Genomic DNA, 12,624 nt, shown 5'->3' on the forward strand with positions numbered 1-12,624 from the left:
TCGTCAGGCCGCGCGGCCGGTGGCCTTCGACTGCGTGTAGGCGGCGAAGCGGCGGGCGGCTGGAGATGACGCCTGCCCCGCGGGCAGGACGAGCGCGATCTCGCGTACCAGGGGTTCTGCCGCCAGGGGCAGGAGCGCCACGGGACCGCCGCCCGGCGAGTCCGTTCCCGCGACACGTGCGCAACTGGGCGGGACCAGTGCCACGCCGAGGCCGGCGCCCACGAGGTTCATGAGGAGAGTCCAGTCGGCCACCTCGCAGGTGATCCGCCGGCTCAGCCCGGCGGCGGCGAACGCCGAATCGATGCGTATCCGGGTGGTCCAGGAGGGATCGGTCTCGATGAACGGTTCCCGGCTCAGGCGCTCCAGCGTGACGTCCCTCTCCGAGGTGAGCGGATGGTCCGCGGGGCAGGCCACCATGAGCGTCTCGGTGGCCAGGGGGAGGACCCGCAGGCCCGGCACCTTCGCGGGCAGTGGATCGAGCAGGGAGCAGTCCAGCTCTCCCTCGGCCACCATGCGGGCCATGGTCAATCCTCCGGCCTGCTTGACCGTGATCTCCAGGCCCGGATGGGCACGGGAGAAATCGGCGAGCCAGACGGGAAGCGGCAGCAGTCGCATGTCGACCGGGTAGGTGCCGATCCGGAGCGATCCGGTCAGCAGCCCGCGCACGTCGTGTACCGCCTGCCGTGCCGCGGACGCCGCCTCGAGGGTGTGCCTGGCCGCGGGCAGCAGGGCCAGCCCCTCCGCCGTCAGGCGTACGGGGCGGACGCCGCGCACGAACAGTTGCGCGCCGACCTCACGCTCCAGCGCGCGCACGGAGGACGAGAGGCCGGACTGGACGATCAGCTCCCGGGCGGCGGCCCTGGTGAAGTTCAGTTCCTCGGCGAGGGCGACGAAATGCCGCAGATGACGCAACTCCATGAGTACTATCATCTCCGATGGAGATGGTCGGCATCTGATTCAGCTGTGCCGGAGTGGAAATGACCGGAACGGCTTCCGCGGTTGAGCCAAGGGTGCGGCCGTTCACGAAGGCGGTCGCTTGGTTCGATCCATCCGAGCGGAGATCCATGTCCATGACGCCCCCCACGGCCGTCCAAGAACGCCCACGTGGTGTGGAACGTGCCACGCGGGCCGCGCACGCCCGGGGCTTCTGGTTCGTCGCGGCCGCGTTCACCGCACTGATGGCCTTCGGCACCCTTCCGACCCCGCTGTGGCCGCTGTTCGCCGAGCGTGACGATTTCGGCCCCACCGTCGTCACCATCGCCTTCGCGGCGATGGTCGTGGGCGCGGCAGCGGGTTTCCTCCTCTTCGGGCATCTGTCGGACCGTCTGGGTCGCCGCCGCGTCGTCGTTCCGGCGTTGCTGACCCTGGTGGCGGCGTCACTGGTCCTGGTGCTGTGGCCCTCGGTCGCGGGCCTGCTCACCGGCCGGGTCCTGACCGGACTGGCCGTGGGGCTCATGGCCTCGACCGCGACGGCCTACCTCAGTGATCTCTACCAGCAGGCGCACCCGGAACGGCCCGGGTCGGCGACGCCCGGACTCGTCGCGGCCGTGGCCAACCTGGGGGGACTGGCGCTCGGGCCGCTGGCCGCCGGCGTGCTCGCCCAATGGGCGCCGGCGCCGCTGGTCACCCCCTTCGCACTGTTCGCCGCGGCGGCGCTGGTGCTCGTGATCCTGGTGCTGCGCAGTCCCGAGACCATCGACCGCGGCGCCGCCTCCGAGGTCCCTGCCCGTTTCGCCCTGCGGCCCGGTGGCGGCAGGCGATTCGCGGCGGCCGCGAGCACCGGCTTCTTCTCGTTCGCCGTGATGGGCTTCTTCTCCTCGCTGGGGGCCGTCGTCGTCCACGACGTCCTGGGCATCTCCTCACCCCTGGTCGCCGGGCTGGCGCCGTTCTCGGTCTTCGCCGCCTCCGCCGTCGCGCAGATCGCCCTCAGACACCTGTCGCCCGGGCGGATGCTGGTGAGCGGGGTGGTGCTCTTCCCGGCCGGACTCACGCTGACGGCGGTGGCACTCTTCCACCCCGCTCTGTGGCTCTACCTCACCGCGGCCGCGATCGCGGGAGCGGGCGCGGGACTGCTGTTCAAGGCATCGGTCGGCCAGAGCGCCGATGCCGCCCGGCCCACGTCCCGCGCGGGCGTGCTGGCCGTGTTCTTCGTCATCGCCTACCTGGGCATGGGCCTGCCCTCGATCGCCTTCAGCGTGGTCTCGAAGTACCTCGGCCTGCATCCCACGATGATCGGCTTCGCCGTCGCACTCTCCGTGGGTGCCCTCGCCGCAGTCGCCGCCTCCACGAAGTCGCCGCATTCGCAGTAATCGTCTTCAGCTGTTCCAGATGGAGCACCTGTCTGAGAACGAACACCCGCACCATTCGCCTGTCCCGTTTGGAGCACCTCGCGTTCCGCCTTGGTTGAACCGGCACCCGCGTGACGCCGTGAACATGACGGTACCTCCAGCGGAGGCCTGGCCCCTGCCCTCGTGGAGCGCCAGAACCTCCAACAAAACGGTGTTTACCGGCCAACCGCGCGCCTGGGCCAGCCGTCTCACCACTGCCCGCTTCTTCCAACTTGAGGATTCAATGGTGCGTTCCATTCCCTTGGCCCTGTCCGCTGCCGCTTTGGCCGTGGCGCTCGTCCCCGTCGCGCCGGCGCAGGCCGCCGCGCTGCCGACGATCCAGATCGTGAAGATCTACTACAACTCTCCGGGGTCGCCGGACTTCGGAGCGAACAGCAGCCTGAACGGTGAATGGGCGCAGATCAAGAACACCACCAGGAAAGCCATCAACCTCAGCGGATGGACGCTTCGCGACAAAACCAACCGAACGGATCACATCTACCGGTTCGGCGCGTTCACCCTCGGCGCCGGAAAGACCGTCACCGTGCGGACGGGCAAGGGTAAGGACGACGCCAGGAACCGTTACTGGGGGCGCGCCGGAGGGACGTTCGCGTACATCTGGAACCAGACCTCGGACACGGGATACGTCCACAACCCGTCCGGCAAGCTCGTCGATTCCTGCTCGTACAACAGTTCCCGGGTCGAATGGGTCAACTGCCTGTAGCCGTACAGCGTGACGACGCCCTCGCTCTTCGGAGCGGGGGCTTCGTCGCGTCCGCCCGCGGACGATCAGCCCGGTCCGCGAGCACGACCGCCCTGGGCGGCCTCGACGCCGACGCCGCCCGGGAAGCCGTTCCACTTTCACCTGGCTCTTCCCGTTGACGGGCCCCGCTGCGGCGCGTCGCGGCGTGAGCGGGCTCGGACGGCGTCAGTGGCGAGGGACCGGACGCAGGAGCGCCGCAAGAAGGCCCCCCGGATCTGCCTCCTTAATCGAACGTACTAGTCTGTTCGATTAAGGAGGCAGATCATGGTGACGAAGACGAGAAAGACGAACACGGTAGAGAAGATCCTCGCCACGGCGGCCGAACTGTTCTACGCCCACGGGCTGCGAGGAGTCGGCGTCGATCAGGTCATCGCCGAATCGGGTGTCGCGAAGTCCACGCTGTACGTGCACTTCCGCACGAAGGACGACCTCGTCGCGGCCTATCTGCGCAGGACCGACGACTCCTGGATGGCGCAGCTGCAAGCCGCCGCGGAGCGCGCCGGCGACGCGGCCGGCGACCAGCTCGTGGGACTCTTCGACGCGCTCCAGGACGCCTTCGACAGACACGGCTTCTTCGGCTGCCCGTTCGTCAGCGCCGGCGTCGAAGCCCCTCTGGACTCGGAAGCACGAGCGATCACCGTCCAGCACGTGCGGCGCCGCCAGGACTGGCTGGCCGAGCTCGGCTCGAAGGCCGGAGCCGACGACCCGCGGGCGCTCGCCCGCCACATCGGACTCCTCATCGACGGCGCTCTCGCGTCCGGCCGGCTCCTCCAGGACCGCACGGTCGTGGACGACGCGAAGGACATGGCCGTCCGGCTCGTCGCCGCCCACACCGGCCGCCACGCAGGCGCAGACCAATGACATGCCTTCGGGCCTGAACGGCACCCCGGCCCGATCACACTCCATCAGCTCATCGACGACACACGAAACGAGGCGGCACCATGCGCGCGGTGGTACTGGAGCAGTTCGACACCCCCCTGGTCCTGAGCGAGATCGACAAACCTGTCCCCGGCCCGGGCCAGGTGCTGGTGAAGGTCAAGGCGAGCGGGGTCAACCCGCTGGACACCAAGATCCGGGCCGGAAAGGCCGGCCACGCCAAGAGCCGCCTGCCGGCCGTGCTCGGCATGGACCTGGCCGGTGTGGTGGAGGAGGCCGGCGCGGAGGTCATCGGCTTCACCCCCGGGGACGAGGTGTACGGGTTGACCGGAGGAGTGGGCGACCTCCAGGGCTCGCTCGCGGAGTACGTCGCCGTGGACGCCAGGCTGCTCGCGCACAAGCCGCGGTCCCTCAGCATGCGGCAGGCCGCGGCGCTGCCGCTCGTCGTCATCACCGCGTGGGAAGGCCTGGTGGACCGGGCGCAGGTGCGCGCGGGCCAGAAGGTACTGATCCACGGCGGTGCCGGCGGCATCGGACACGTGGCCGTCCAGATCGCCCGCGCCCGCGGCGCCGAGGTCTACGCGACCGGATCGCCTCAGAGCCTGAAGAGCATCGAAGACCTCGGCGCCACCGCGATCGACCACACCACCACATCGGTGGACGAGTACGTCGCCCGGCACACCGATGGCGAGGGCTTCGACATCGTCTACGACACCGTCGGCGGAGCGACCCTCGACGCCTCGTTCGCCGCGGTACGCACCTACACCGGCCATGTCCTCAGCGCTCTGGGCTGGGGGACCCACAGCCTCGCACCCCTGTCGTTCCGGGGCGCCACCTACTCCGGCGTCTTCACCCTGCTGCCGATGCTGACCGGCCGAGGACGAGAGCACCACGGGGAGATCCTTCGCGAAGCGGCTTCCCTGGCCGACTCGGGGGCGTTGAAGCCCCTGCTCGACACCCGGCACTTCACCCTCGCCACCGTCCCCGACGCGCACACCGCGGTGGAGAGCGGCACCGCCAGGGGCAAGGTGGTCATCGACATCGAGGAGTGAGCCCGGCTTCGGTTTCCTTGCGAGTGTGTCATCGGGGCGTGGAAGGGCGCCGAGAGCGTCGGGCTCTCACGAGAGGATCATCCAGTCGTCCTCGTCCTTCGTACAGGTGGCCCGGACCCTGTACTCCCCAGGATCGAGATCGATGACGAGCCGATCGCCGGGCTCCGACTCAGCGCCGGGAATCGCGGAGTCGAAGAGCACGACCGGCTCTCGCACTTCCCATGACGTGGTGCGTTCGCGGTACCGCAGGCGAGATGGCCCGCCAATGGTGGTCAGCCTTCGAAGGACTGCCGGCCGAGGACGTCCAGAAACTCGAAATTCTCCGCGGTGGCCGACCCGGGCTGGGGCCGAAAGATCACCAAGCGGTGCCCGGTGGTGGAGCTGAGCACGAAATCGCACTGCACGTCCTCCGCGTCGCCGGGAGTGCCGTACATCGCGGTCATGCCCATCGTGCCGAGTCCCTCGATCGAGGTCACCAAGCCCTGGCTGCCGACCGAATGCGCCTTCATGCTCATGTTTGATCGTCCGCTTCTCTTGTCGGGCCCGCCCCGTTCGGCGGCCATGTGAGAAGCATGCGGCCGGTGTGGAAATCTTTCAGCGTCCTCCCTAGCCCCGTCTTCGCAGGACGACGTTGCCGACCTCGGCGTTCCCGGGCGCCTGGACGACCAGACTCACGGCCTCGACGAGGCCTGTGGCGTATGAGGCCGGCGCCTACGGCGATGGGGATGTGCCGCACGTGGGTGATGTACCCCAAATACGGCTCCAGCCTGGGCGAAGAGCGCAAGGTTGAAACGCGCTGAGATCGCTGGAGCTTCGATGGACCCGGGTGTGCCCGGAGGCGTCCGAGCGAGCTCGCACGACCCTGGACCACGTCCCCGCCGCGGCGGGCGGGCTCGCCTGAATGTGCCCCACTGTGGCTTCGATCTTGCTCGATCAGGGCTTCACCGCAGATCGGAGGAGGACAGGGCGGACGAGTCGGCCTGTAGGCCGGGTTTTGTCCTTCACTTGCGTGAAGGGGCGACCATCCATCTAGGGCCGACGTTGCCGTCGGCCTCAAGCGGTCTACCCGCGCGGCATCGGGCGGGCAGCCCTCAAGCGTCGCGCGCGGGACGCTCCGGAGAGCGCCCCTTCTTGACCTTGCTCCGGGTGGGGTTTACCGAGCCGCCCACGTCACCGTGGGCGCTGGTGGTCTCTTACACCACCGTTTCACCCTTACCTCGTCCTGGGACGAGGCGGTCTGTTCTCTGTGGCACTTTCCCGCGGGTCACCCCGGGTCGGCGTTACCGACCACCCTGCCCTGTGGAGCCCGGACCTTCCTCGGCGGGTCTCAGAAGAGACCCGACGCGGCCGCCCGGCCGGCTCGTCCGCCGTGTTCCAAGCCTAACGGCTCCCAAGTGGACTCCAACCGAGCGGCAAGTCGTCCGCGCTGGAATATAGATCAAGCGAGACGGACCGGACGAGCACCGGAGGGACCGATGAGAACACCGACGACCGGCGGGACGACCGCTTCCGCGCGCCGCGAGGGTTCCGGCCACGGCGAAGGACGCAGTGGAGGACACGGTGGAGGACACGGCCATGGGGGCGGTGGAGGACGGGTGGTGCTCCACCGCCCCCATGGCCGAGGTCTGTCGTGGACGTGAGACCGCAGGTTCAGCGCAGGTGCGAGGTGTCGTTGAACGCCTTCACCACCGCCGGGCCGTCGGCGTAATACTCGATCAGGGACAGGGCCGACAGGTCGAGATGCATGCGGTACAGCGCACCGAGGGGAGCGAGCAGCGCGAACCGCAGCAGCATCTTGATCGGCGTGACGTGGGAGACGGCGAGGACCGCCTTGCCCTCGTAACGCTCGATCAGCATGTCCCCGGTCGCCTGGACCCGCCGCGCCGCCTCCCCGAAACTCTCCCCACCCGGCGGCGCGGCGGACGGGTCCGCCAGCCACGCGGCGAGTTCGTCGGGCCAGCGGCGCTGGATCTCCGTGAACGTGTGGCCTTCCCAGTCTCCGAAGTCGGTCTCCCGCAGGCCCTCCTCGATGAGAACCTCAAGCCCGGCCCTGGCCGCGATGATCTCCGCGGTGGCGCGGGCGCGCCTGAGCGGCGAGCTGACGATCACCTGGATGTCGTACGGCTTCCCGGCGAGTTTCACCGCGGCGGCCTCGGCCTGGGCGATGCCGTTGGGCGTGAGCTCGGGGTCGCCGAGCCCGGAGAACCTGCGCTCGACGGAGAGGGGCGTCTCACCGTGCCGGAGCAGGTACAGCGAGGTCGCGACGGAGGTGGGCGAACGCCAACCGGTGCCCGTGCCCGTGGGGGTGGCCAGGCCCGCTCGCTCGCGCGTGGTGGTCCCGCCACCGTCCCCGACCCCAAGATCCCCGACCCCAAGGTCGCCGACCCCGAGGTCACCGGCGTCGGGAGCACCGGCGCCGAGGTCGCCGGTGTCGAAGAGCAGCAGGTCCTCGGCGGGACGGGCGGGAGCGGTACGGCCGGCGGGGGAATCGCTTTTGGAAGCACTTCTTCCTGAGGCGCCGCTCTCGAGAGCACCCTTGTCAGGGGCCCGGCCACCGGAGACGCCGCTTTCCGAGGTTCGACTTCCGGAGACGCCGCCTCCGGGAACCCTGCCACCGGGCGCTTCCGCGGCGGCGGCGGAGGAACCCGAGAGGGTCCAGGCGCGGCCCTTGGCCGCGGCGTCCATGGCCTCGTTGGCCAGGCGGTCGGCGTCCTTGTTCTTCTCGCGGGGGATCCAGCGCCAGGTCACCTTGAGGCGCCTGGCCAGGGCCGCGGCCTCCAGGGCGAGCGGGCGCAGGCCCTCGTTCTTGATCTTCCAGCGGCCGGCCATCTGCTCGACGACCAGCTTGGAGTCCATTCTGACCTCGACCTTCGCGCCGTCGCCGGCGAGAGAGAGGAGGGAGGTCAGGCCCGCGATGAGCCCGCGGTACTCGGCGACGTTGTTGGTCTGGGTGCCGATCGACGCGGCGGTCTCTACCAGCACCTGGCCGTCGGCGGCGTCCTTGACGACGGCGCCGTAACCCGCCGGGCCCGGGTTGCCCCGCGAGCCGCCGTCGGCCTCGATGACGTACGAGGTCACGGAGCTCACAGACCGGACTCGGCGGTACGGACGAGGATCCGGCGGCACTCCTCGCAGCGGATGACCTCGTCGTGGGAGGCGGCCTTGATGCGGTTGATCTCGGCGATGGACAGGCTCGTGCGGCAACCGAGGCAGCGGGCTCCCTGGAGCATCGCGGCGCCCACCCCGAACTGCTCCTTGAGCTTCCCGTAGAGGGTGAGCAGGTCGGCGGGGATGTCCTCGGCGACCCCGGCGCGCTTGCCTTGGAGCTCGTCCCTCTCCTTGTCGATCTCGGCGAAGGCCGCGTCCCTGCGGTCCTCGGCGGTGCCGCGGGTGCCCGCGAGCTCGTCGCGCTCGGCGACGAGCCTGGCGACCTGCCCGTCGGCCGCCTCGCGGCGCTCCATGATCTCCAGCACGACCTCTTCCAGATCGCCCTGCCTGCGCTTCAGGGAGACGATCTCGGACTGGAGGCTGGCCAGGTCCTTGGGGGAGGACACCTGGCCGGAGTCGAGGCGCTTCTGGTCGCGCTCGGCACGGGTGCGGACCGAGTCGACGTCGGCCTCGGCCTTGCTCTGCTCGCGGGCGAGGTCGCCGGACTCGGTCTCGGCGGCGATCACCTGGGTGGCGATGCGGGCGATGCGCCCGGAGAGCTCGTCGATCTGCGCCAGTTCGGGCAGGGTGCGGCGGCGATGGGCCAGCCGGTCGATGGCGGAGTCGATTTCGGCCAGGTCAAGCAGACGCTTCTGGGCCGCAGGGGCTGCTTTCACGTGAAATCCTCGCACTTTGCTGTTGTGTTCCAGGCGTCCGTGACCGTCTCGGATACGCGCGTCTCAACAGTAATCCCCCTGGCGGCCGACGCGGACGCGAGATGGTGTGCCGCGTCGGCGAGCCAGGGCCATTCGGTGGCCCAGTGGGCCGCGTCGATCAGCGCGGGGCCGCCGGAGGCCTCCATGAACTCGCTGGCCGGGTGGTGGCGCAGATCGGCGGTGAGGAAGACGTCCACCCCGGCGGCGCGGGCCGTGCCGAGGAGGGAGTCTCCCGATCCCCCGCTGACCGCGATCCGCTGGACGGGGCGGTCGAGATCTCCGGCGACCCGCAGGCCGCCCGCCGTGGCGGGGAGCCCGCGCGCGGCCAGCCGGGCGAACTCGGCGAGGGAGACGGGGGCCGGCAACGAGCCGACGCGGCCCAGGCCGCGCCTGGGGTCGTCGGCGGCGGGACTGAGGGGGACGAGCGGGCCGGTCAGGCCGACGGCGCGGGCGAGCGCGTCGGAGACGCCGGGGTCGGCGACGTCGGCGTTGGTGTGGGCGGTGAAGAGCCCGATGTCGTTCTTGATCAGCGTGTGGACCAGCCGGCCCTTGAAGGTGGTGGCCGCGACGCTCGTGGTGCCGCGCAGGTAGAGCGGGTGGTGGGTGACGACGAGGTCGGCACCCCAGTCGAGGGCCTCCTCGGCGACGACGGCCACCGGGTCGACCGCGAACAGGATCCTGCGCACCTCGGCGGAGGGGTCCCCGCAGACGAGCCCGACCGCGTCCCACGACTCCGCCCATCTCGGGTCGTAACGGGACTCCAGCTCTGTGACGATGTCGGCAAGCGTAGGCACGTGCGCAGACTATCGGCCTCCCCCGGAGGGCTCGTCACGGCGGCTTCCGCACCGGCGTCCACAGCGACCTCTATGGTGGCTTGCGCACCGGCGTCCACAGCGACCTCCACGGTGGCTTGCGCACCGACGTTCGCAGCGACCTCCGCACCGGTTTCCACACCGGCGTCCGGCGGCTTCCACGGTGGCTTCCCCCGCGGCTTTCCCTGCGCGGACAGATCGCCTAGCGTAAGTGGACACCGACACCCGGAGGGCGTGCGCATGAGGCCTGATGTCGCGATCATCGGTGCCGGATTCGGCGGGCTGTGCATGGCCATCCGGTTGGAGAAGGCCGGCATCCGCTCGTACACGATCTTCGAGAAGGGGGCCGACGTCGGGGGAACCTGGCGCGACAACACCTATCCGGGGGCGGGCTGCGACATCCCCTCGCACCTCTACTCCTTCTCCTTCGAGAGATACTCCAGCTGGACGCGCCGCTATCCCGAGCAGCCGGAGATCCTGCGCTACCTGGAGGGATGCGCCGACAAGTACGGCCTGCGCCCCAGAATCCGGCTGAACACCGCGGTCACCGCCGCCACCTTCGACGAGTCGCTGGGCAAATGGCGGGTCCGTACGACGGCAGGGGAGGAGCTGTTCGACGTGGTGGTGTCGGCCGTGGGACAGCTGAACCGGCCCCAGTTACCCGACATTCCGGGAATGTCGTCATTCAGCGGAGCGGCCTTCCACTCCGCGCGCTGGGACCACTCCGTCGACCTGGCGGGCAGGCGGGTGGCCGTGATCGGGAACGGGTCGTCGGCGGCGCAGCTCATCCCGAGAGTGGCCGAGGTGGCCGGGCACCTGGACGTCTTCCAGCGGACCCCCAACTGGGTGATTCCCAAGCCGGACGCGGTCTTCGGCCCCCGTGCGCGGACGGCCTTCCGCCTCGCGCCGTTCCTGCAGCGCGCCTACCGCGAGTGGCTCTACCGGTACACGGAGAACACCCTCTACCCGGCCCTGGCCGGAGGCTGGAGCGCGGGCCTGCTGCGCAAGCGGGCTCTGGGGCACCTGCGCGAGCAGGTCCCCGACCCGCTGCTGCGGGCCAAGCTGACCCCCCGCTACCCGGTCGGCTGCAAGCGGGTCGTCATCGACAGCGGTTTCTATCCCGCGCTGACCCGTCCCGACGTGGACGTCGTCACCGACGGGATCACCCGGATCGTCCCCGGCGGCGTGGAGACCACCGCCGGACTCCGCGAGGCCGACGTCATCGTCTACGCGACCGGCTTCGAGACCTCCGGCTTCCTGGCCCCCGTCCAGGTCACCGGGCGCGGGGGACGGCAGCTGGCCAAGGAGTGGAAGGACGGCGCGGAGGCGTACCTGGGCATCGCCGTACCGCGCTTCCCCAACCTGTTCCTGCTGTACGGCCCCAACACCAACCTCGGCCACAACTCGATCGTCTTCATGATCGAATGCCAGGTCCGGTACGTCATGGGCTGCCTGCCGCACCTGGCCTCGCGCGGGCCGATGGAGGTCCGGCCCGAGGCGATGGCCACCTGGCGGCGGAGCCTCGACCGGGCCATGGAGGGCATGGTCTGGCAGGCGGGCTGCACGAGCTGGTACAAGAACGCGTCCGGCCGGGTGACCAACAACTGGCCGGGCACCGCGACCACCTACCGCCGCATCACCAGGGCCCCGCGTCCGGAGGCCTTCCGCTTCGCGCGCTGACCCCGCCCCCGCCGGGGGCCGACCCGCCTCCGCCGGAAAGCCGCGCGCGGGTCCGCGTCCTCGTAGAAGGGGCCCTCGCGCAGAAGCCGAGGGACCCTCGTCCAAAAGCCGGGGGAGTCGAGGCGGCGCGGAAGCACGCGACGGGCCGGGGTGCCGGTACCGTCGTGGCGAACGAGAGCCGTCCGCGCAGAAGGGCCCGCCCGTGTCCGCCGTCCTCCACAGCGACTCCGTCGTCGCCGATACCCACAACGACCTGCTGATGGCCGTCACCGCCAGGCCCCCGCACCGGTGGGCGTCCTTCTTCCGCGACCGCTGGCTGCCCCAGCTGCGCGAGGGAGGGGTGAACCTCCAGGTGCTGCCGGTCTTCATCGACGGCCAGTACCGTCCCGAGGGCGCGCTCCGGCAGACCCTTCGCATGATCGAGTGCGCGCACGTGCTGGCCGAGGGCAACGCCGACGCCGTACGCCTCTGCCTGGACGGGACGCAGATCGACGAGGCGCTCGCCGAGGGCAGGATCGCCCTGGTCCTGGCGCTGGAGAGCATGCCGGGCCTGGACGACGCCGTCGAGCTGGTGCCGACACTGCACCGGCTCGGCGTCCGGGTCGCCTCGATCGCGCACTGGGGCCGTACGGCGCTGGCCGACGGCAGCGGCGAGGACGCCACCGGCAGCAGGCTCACCGCGGCGGGGGTGGAGACGGTACGGGAGATGGAACGACTCGGCATGATCTTCGACGTCTCCCACCTGGGCGCCTCCGGGGTGGAGCACGTGCTGGAGCTGGCGACCCGGCCGGTGATGGCCACCCACTCCTCGGCCCGCGCGCTGCGCGACCACCACCGCAACCTCACCGACGACCAGATCCGCGCGGTCACCGCGACCGGGGGCGTGGTGTGCGTCAACTTCCTGGCGGCCTTCCTCTCGGAGGATCCGGCCGAGTACACCGTGGACCGGCTGGTTGACCACATCGCGCACATCGCGAGCGTCGGCGGCATCGACCACGTGGGACTCGGCCCCGACTTCGTCCGCGAGGTCATGCACGACGTGACTCCCCCGTGCTGCGAGATGGACTACGACGTCGATCCCCTCGCAGCCCTGCCGGGATTGTCGGGTCCGAGCGGGCTGCCCCTGGTCACCGACGCCCTGCTCAAGCACGGCTTCGCCGACGAGGAGATCGTGAAGATCATCGGAGGGAACGTGCACCGGCTGTTCCGCGCCCAGCTGGGCAGGCCCGCTTGAACGAGCCCGGCTGGGGG

At 70.3% G+C, this 12,624-nt stretch carries 12 protein-coding genes and 1 other RNA gene; 6 read left to right on the top strand and 7 right to left on the bottom strand.

Annotated features, from left to right (window positions below; translation table 11 throughout):
• Positions 1-3 precede the first annotated feature (3 nt).
• Positions 4-918: a LysR family transcriptional regulator gene (locus ACTOQ1_RS03640; RefSeq protein ID WP_440064398.1), complete on the bottom strand. Its 915-nt coding sequence runs from the start codon at positions 916-918 to the stop codon at positions 4-6.
• A gap of 191 nt (positions 919-1,109) precedes the next feature.
• Between ACTOQ1_RS03640 and ACTOQ1_RS03645 the strand changes: the two genes are divergently transcribed.
• The 4 genes from ACTOQ1_RS03645 to ACTOQ1_RS03660 all read left to right on the top strand — a co-directional run bounded on the left by ACTOQ1_RS03645 (position 1,110) and on the right by ACTOQ1_RS03660 (position 5,018).
• Positions 1,110-2,309, top strand: a complete 1,200-nt coding sequence (locus ACTOQ1_RS03645) for an MFS transporter (protein ID WP_440064399.1) — start codon at positions 1,110-1,112, stop codon at positions 2,307-2,309.
• A 262-nt stretch (positions 2,310-2,571) separates the two neighbouring features.
• Positions 2,572-3,051 carry a lamin tail domain-containing protein gene (locus tag ACTOQ1_RS03650; protein WP_440064775.1) on the top strand — a complete coding sequence of 160 codons (480 nt, stop codon included), beginning with the start codon at positions 2,572-2,574 and terminating at the stop codon, positions 3,049-3,051.
• A 303-nt stretch (positions 3,052-3,354) separates the two neighbouring features.
• Positions 3,355-3,951 carry a TetR/AcrR family transcriptional regulator gene (locus ACTOQ1_RS03655; RefSeq protein ID WP_440064401.1) on the top strand — a complete coding sequence of 199 codons (597 nt, stop codon included), beginning with the start codon at positions 3,355-3,357 and terminating at the stop codon, positions 3,949-3,951.
• 80 nt (positions 3,952-4,031) lie between these two features.
• Positions 4,032-5,018: a zinc-dependent alcohol dehydrogenase family protein gene (locus tag ACTOQ1_RS03660; RefSeq protein ID WP_440064403.1), complete on the top strand. Its 987-nt coding sequence runs from the start codon at positions 4,032-4,034 to the stop codon at positions 5,016-5,018.
• Between the two features lie 66 nt (positions 5,019-5,084).
• On the opposite strand, the gene ACTOQ1_RS03665 is transcribed toward ACTOQ1_RS03660, so the two are convergent.
• The 6 genes from ACTOQ1_RS03665 to ACTOQ1_RS03690 form a co-directional block, all read right to left on the bottom strand.
• A complete protein-coding gene (locus ACTOQ1_RS03665; RefSeq protein ID WP_440064776.1) occupies positions 5,085-5,294 on the bottom strand; it encodes an Imm21 family immunity protein in 210 nt (69 codons plus the stop codon).
• On the bottom strand, positions 5,291-5,581 hold the full coding sequence (locus tag ACTOQ1_RS03670; protein ID WP_440064791.1) for a hypothetical protein: 291 nt from the start codon (positions 5,579-5,581) through the stop codon (positions 5,291-5,293). Before ACTOQ1_RS03670 ends, ACTOQ1_RS03665 begins: the two co-directional genes overlap by 4 nt.
• A 404-nt stretch (positions 5,582-5,985) precedes the next feature.
• An RNA gene (gene rnpB, locus ACTOQ1_RS03675) (RNase P RNA component class A) lies at positions 5,986-6,381 on the bottom strand.
• Positions 6,382-6,668: 287 nt separating this feature from the next.
• A complete protein-coding gene (locus ACTOQ1_RS03680) occupies positions 6,669-8,105 on the bottom strand; it encodes a bifunctional RNase H/acid phosphatase (RefSeq protein ID WP_440064405.1) in 1,437 nt (478 codons plus the stop codon).
• Positions 8,102-8,842 (bottom strand): zinc ribbon domain-containing protein, encoded by a 741-nt coding sequence (locus ACTOQ1_RS03685; protein ID WP_440064406.1) that lies wholly within the window; start codon positions 8,840-8,842, stop codon positions 8,102-8,104. Before ACTOQ1_RS03685 ends, ACTOQ1_RS03680 begins: the two co-directional genes overlap by 4 nt.
• Positions 8,839-9,675: a Nif3-like dinuclear metal center hexameric protein gene (locus tag ACTOQ1_RS03690; RefSeq protein ID WP_362681469.1), complete on the bottom strand. Its 837-nt coding sequence runs from the start codon at positions 9,673-9,675 to the stop codon at positions 8,839-8,841. Before ACTOQ1_RS03690 ends, ACTOQ1_RS03685 begins: the two co-directional genes overlap by 4 nt.
• Positions 9,676-9,933: 258 nt before the next feature.
• Here ACTOQ1_RS03690 and ACTOQ1_RS03695 point away from each other — a divergent pair, with 258 nt between their 5' ends.
• Positions 9,934-11,373: a flavin-containing monooxygenase gene (locus tag ACTOQ1_RS03695; protein ID WP_440064407.1), complete on the top strand. Its 1,440-nt coding sequence runs from the start codon at positions 9,934-9,936 to the stop codon at positions 11,371-11,373.
• A gap of 202 nt (positions 11,374-11,575) precedes the next feature.
• A complete protein-coding gene (locus ACTOQ1_RS03700) occupies positions 11,576-12,607 on the top strand; it encodes a dipeptidase (protein ID WP_440064408.1) in 1,032 nt (343 codons plus the stop codon).
• Positions 12,608-12,624: the final 17 nt, after the last annotated feature.

The sequence above is a fragment of the Streptosporangium sp. OZ121 genome (assembly GCF_051918885.1).
In the GTDB taxonomy this organism is placed as follows: Bacteria; Actinomycetota; Actinomycetes; order Streptosporangiales; family Streptosporangiaceae; genus Streptosporangium.

What these genes read in the sequence shown, in the direction of transcription:
- ACTOQ1_RS03640 (WP_440064398.1), bottom strand. Translation starts at nt 918, where the DNA reads ATGGAGTTGCGTCATCTGCGGCATTTCGTCGCCCTCGCCGAGGAACTG.
- ACTOQ1_RS03650 (WP_440064775.1), top strand. Translation starts at nt 2,572, where the DNA reads ATGGTGCGTTCCATTCCCTTGGCCCTGTCCGCTGCCGCTTTGGCCGTG.
- ACTOQ1_RS03655 (WP_440064401.1), top strand. Translation starts at nt 3,355, where the DNA reads ATGGTGACGAAGACGAGAAAGACGAACACGGTAGAGAAGATCCTCGCC.
- ACTOQ1_RS03660 (WP_440064403.1), top strand. Translation starts at nt 4,032, where the DNA reads ATGCGCGCGGTGGTACTGGAGCAGTTCGACACCCCCCTGGTCCTGAGC.
- ACTOQ1_RS03670 (WP_440064791.1), bottom strand. Translation starts at nt 5,581, where the DNA reads ATGGCCGCCGAACGGGGCGGGCCCGACAAGAGAAGCGGACGATCAAAC.
- ACTOQ1_RS03695 (WP_440064407.1), top strand. Translation starts at nt 9,934, where the DNA reads ATGAGGCCTGATGTCGCGATCATCGGTGCCGGATTCGGCGGGCTGTGC.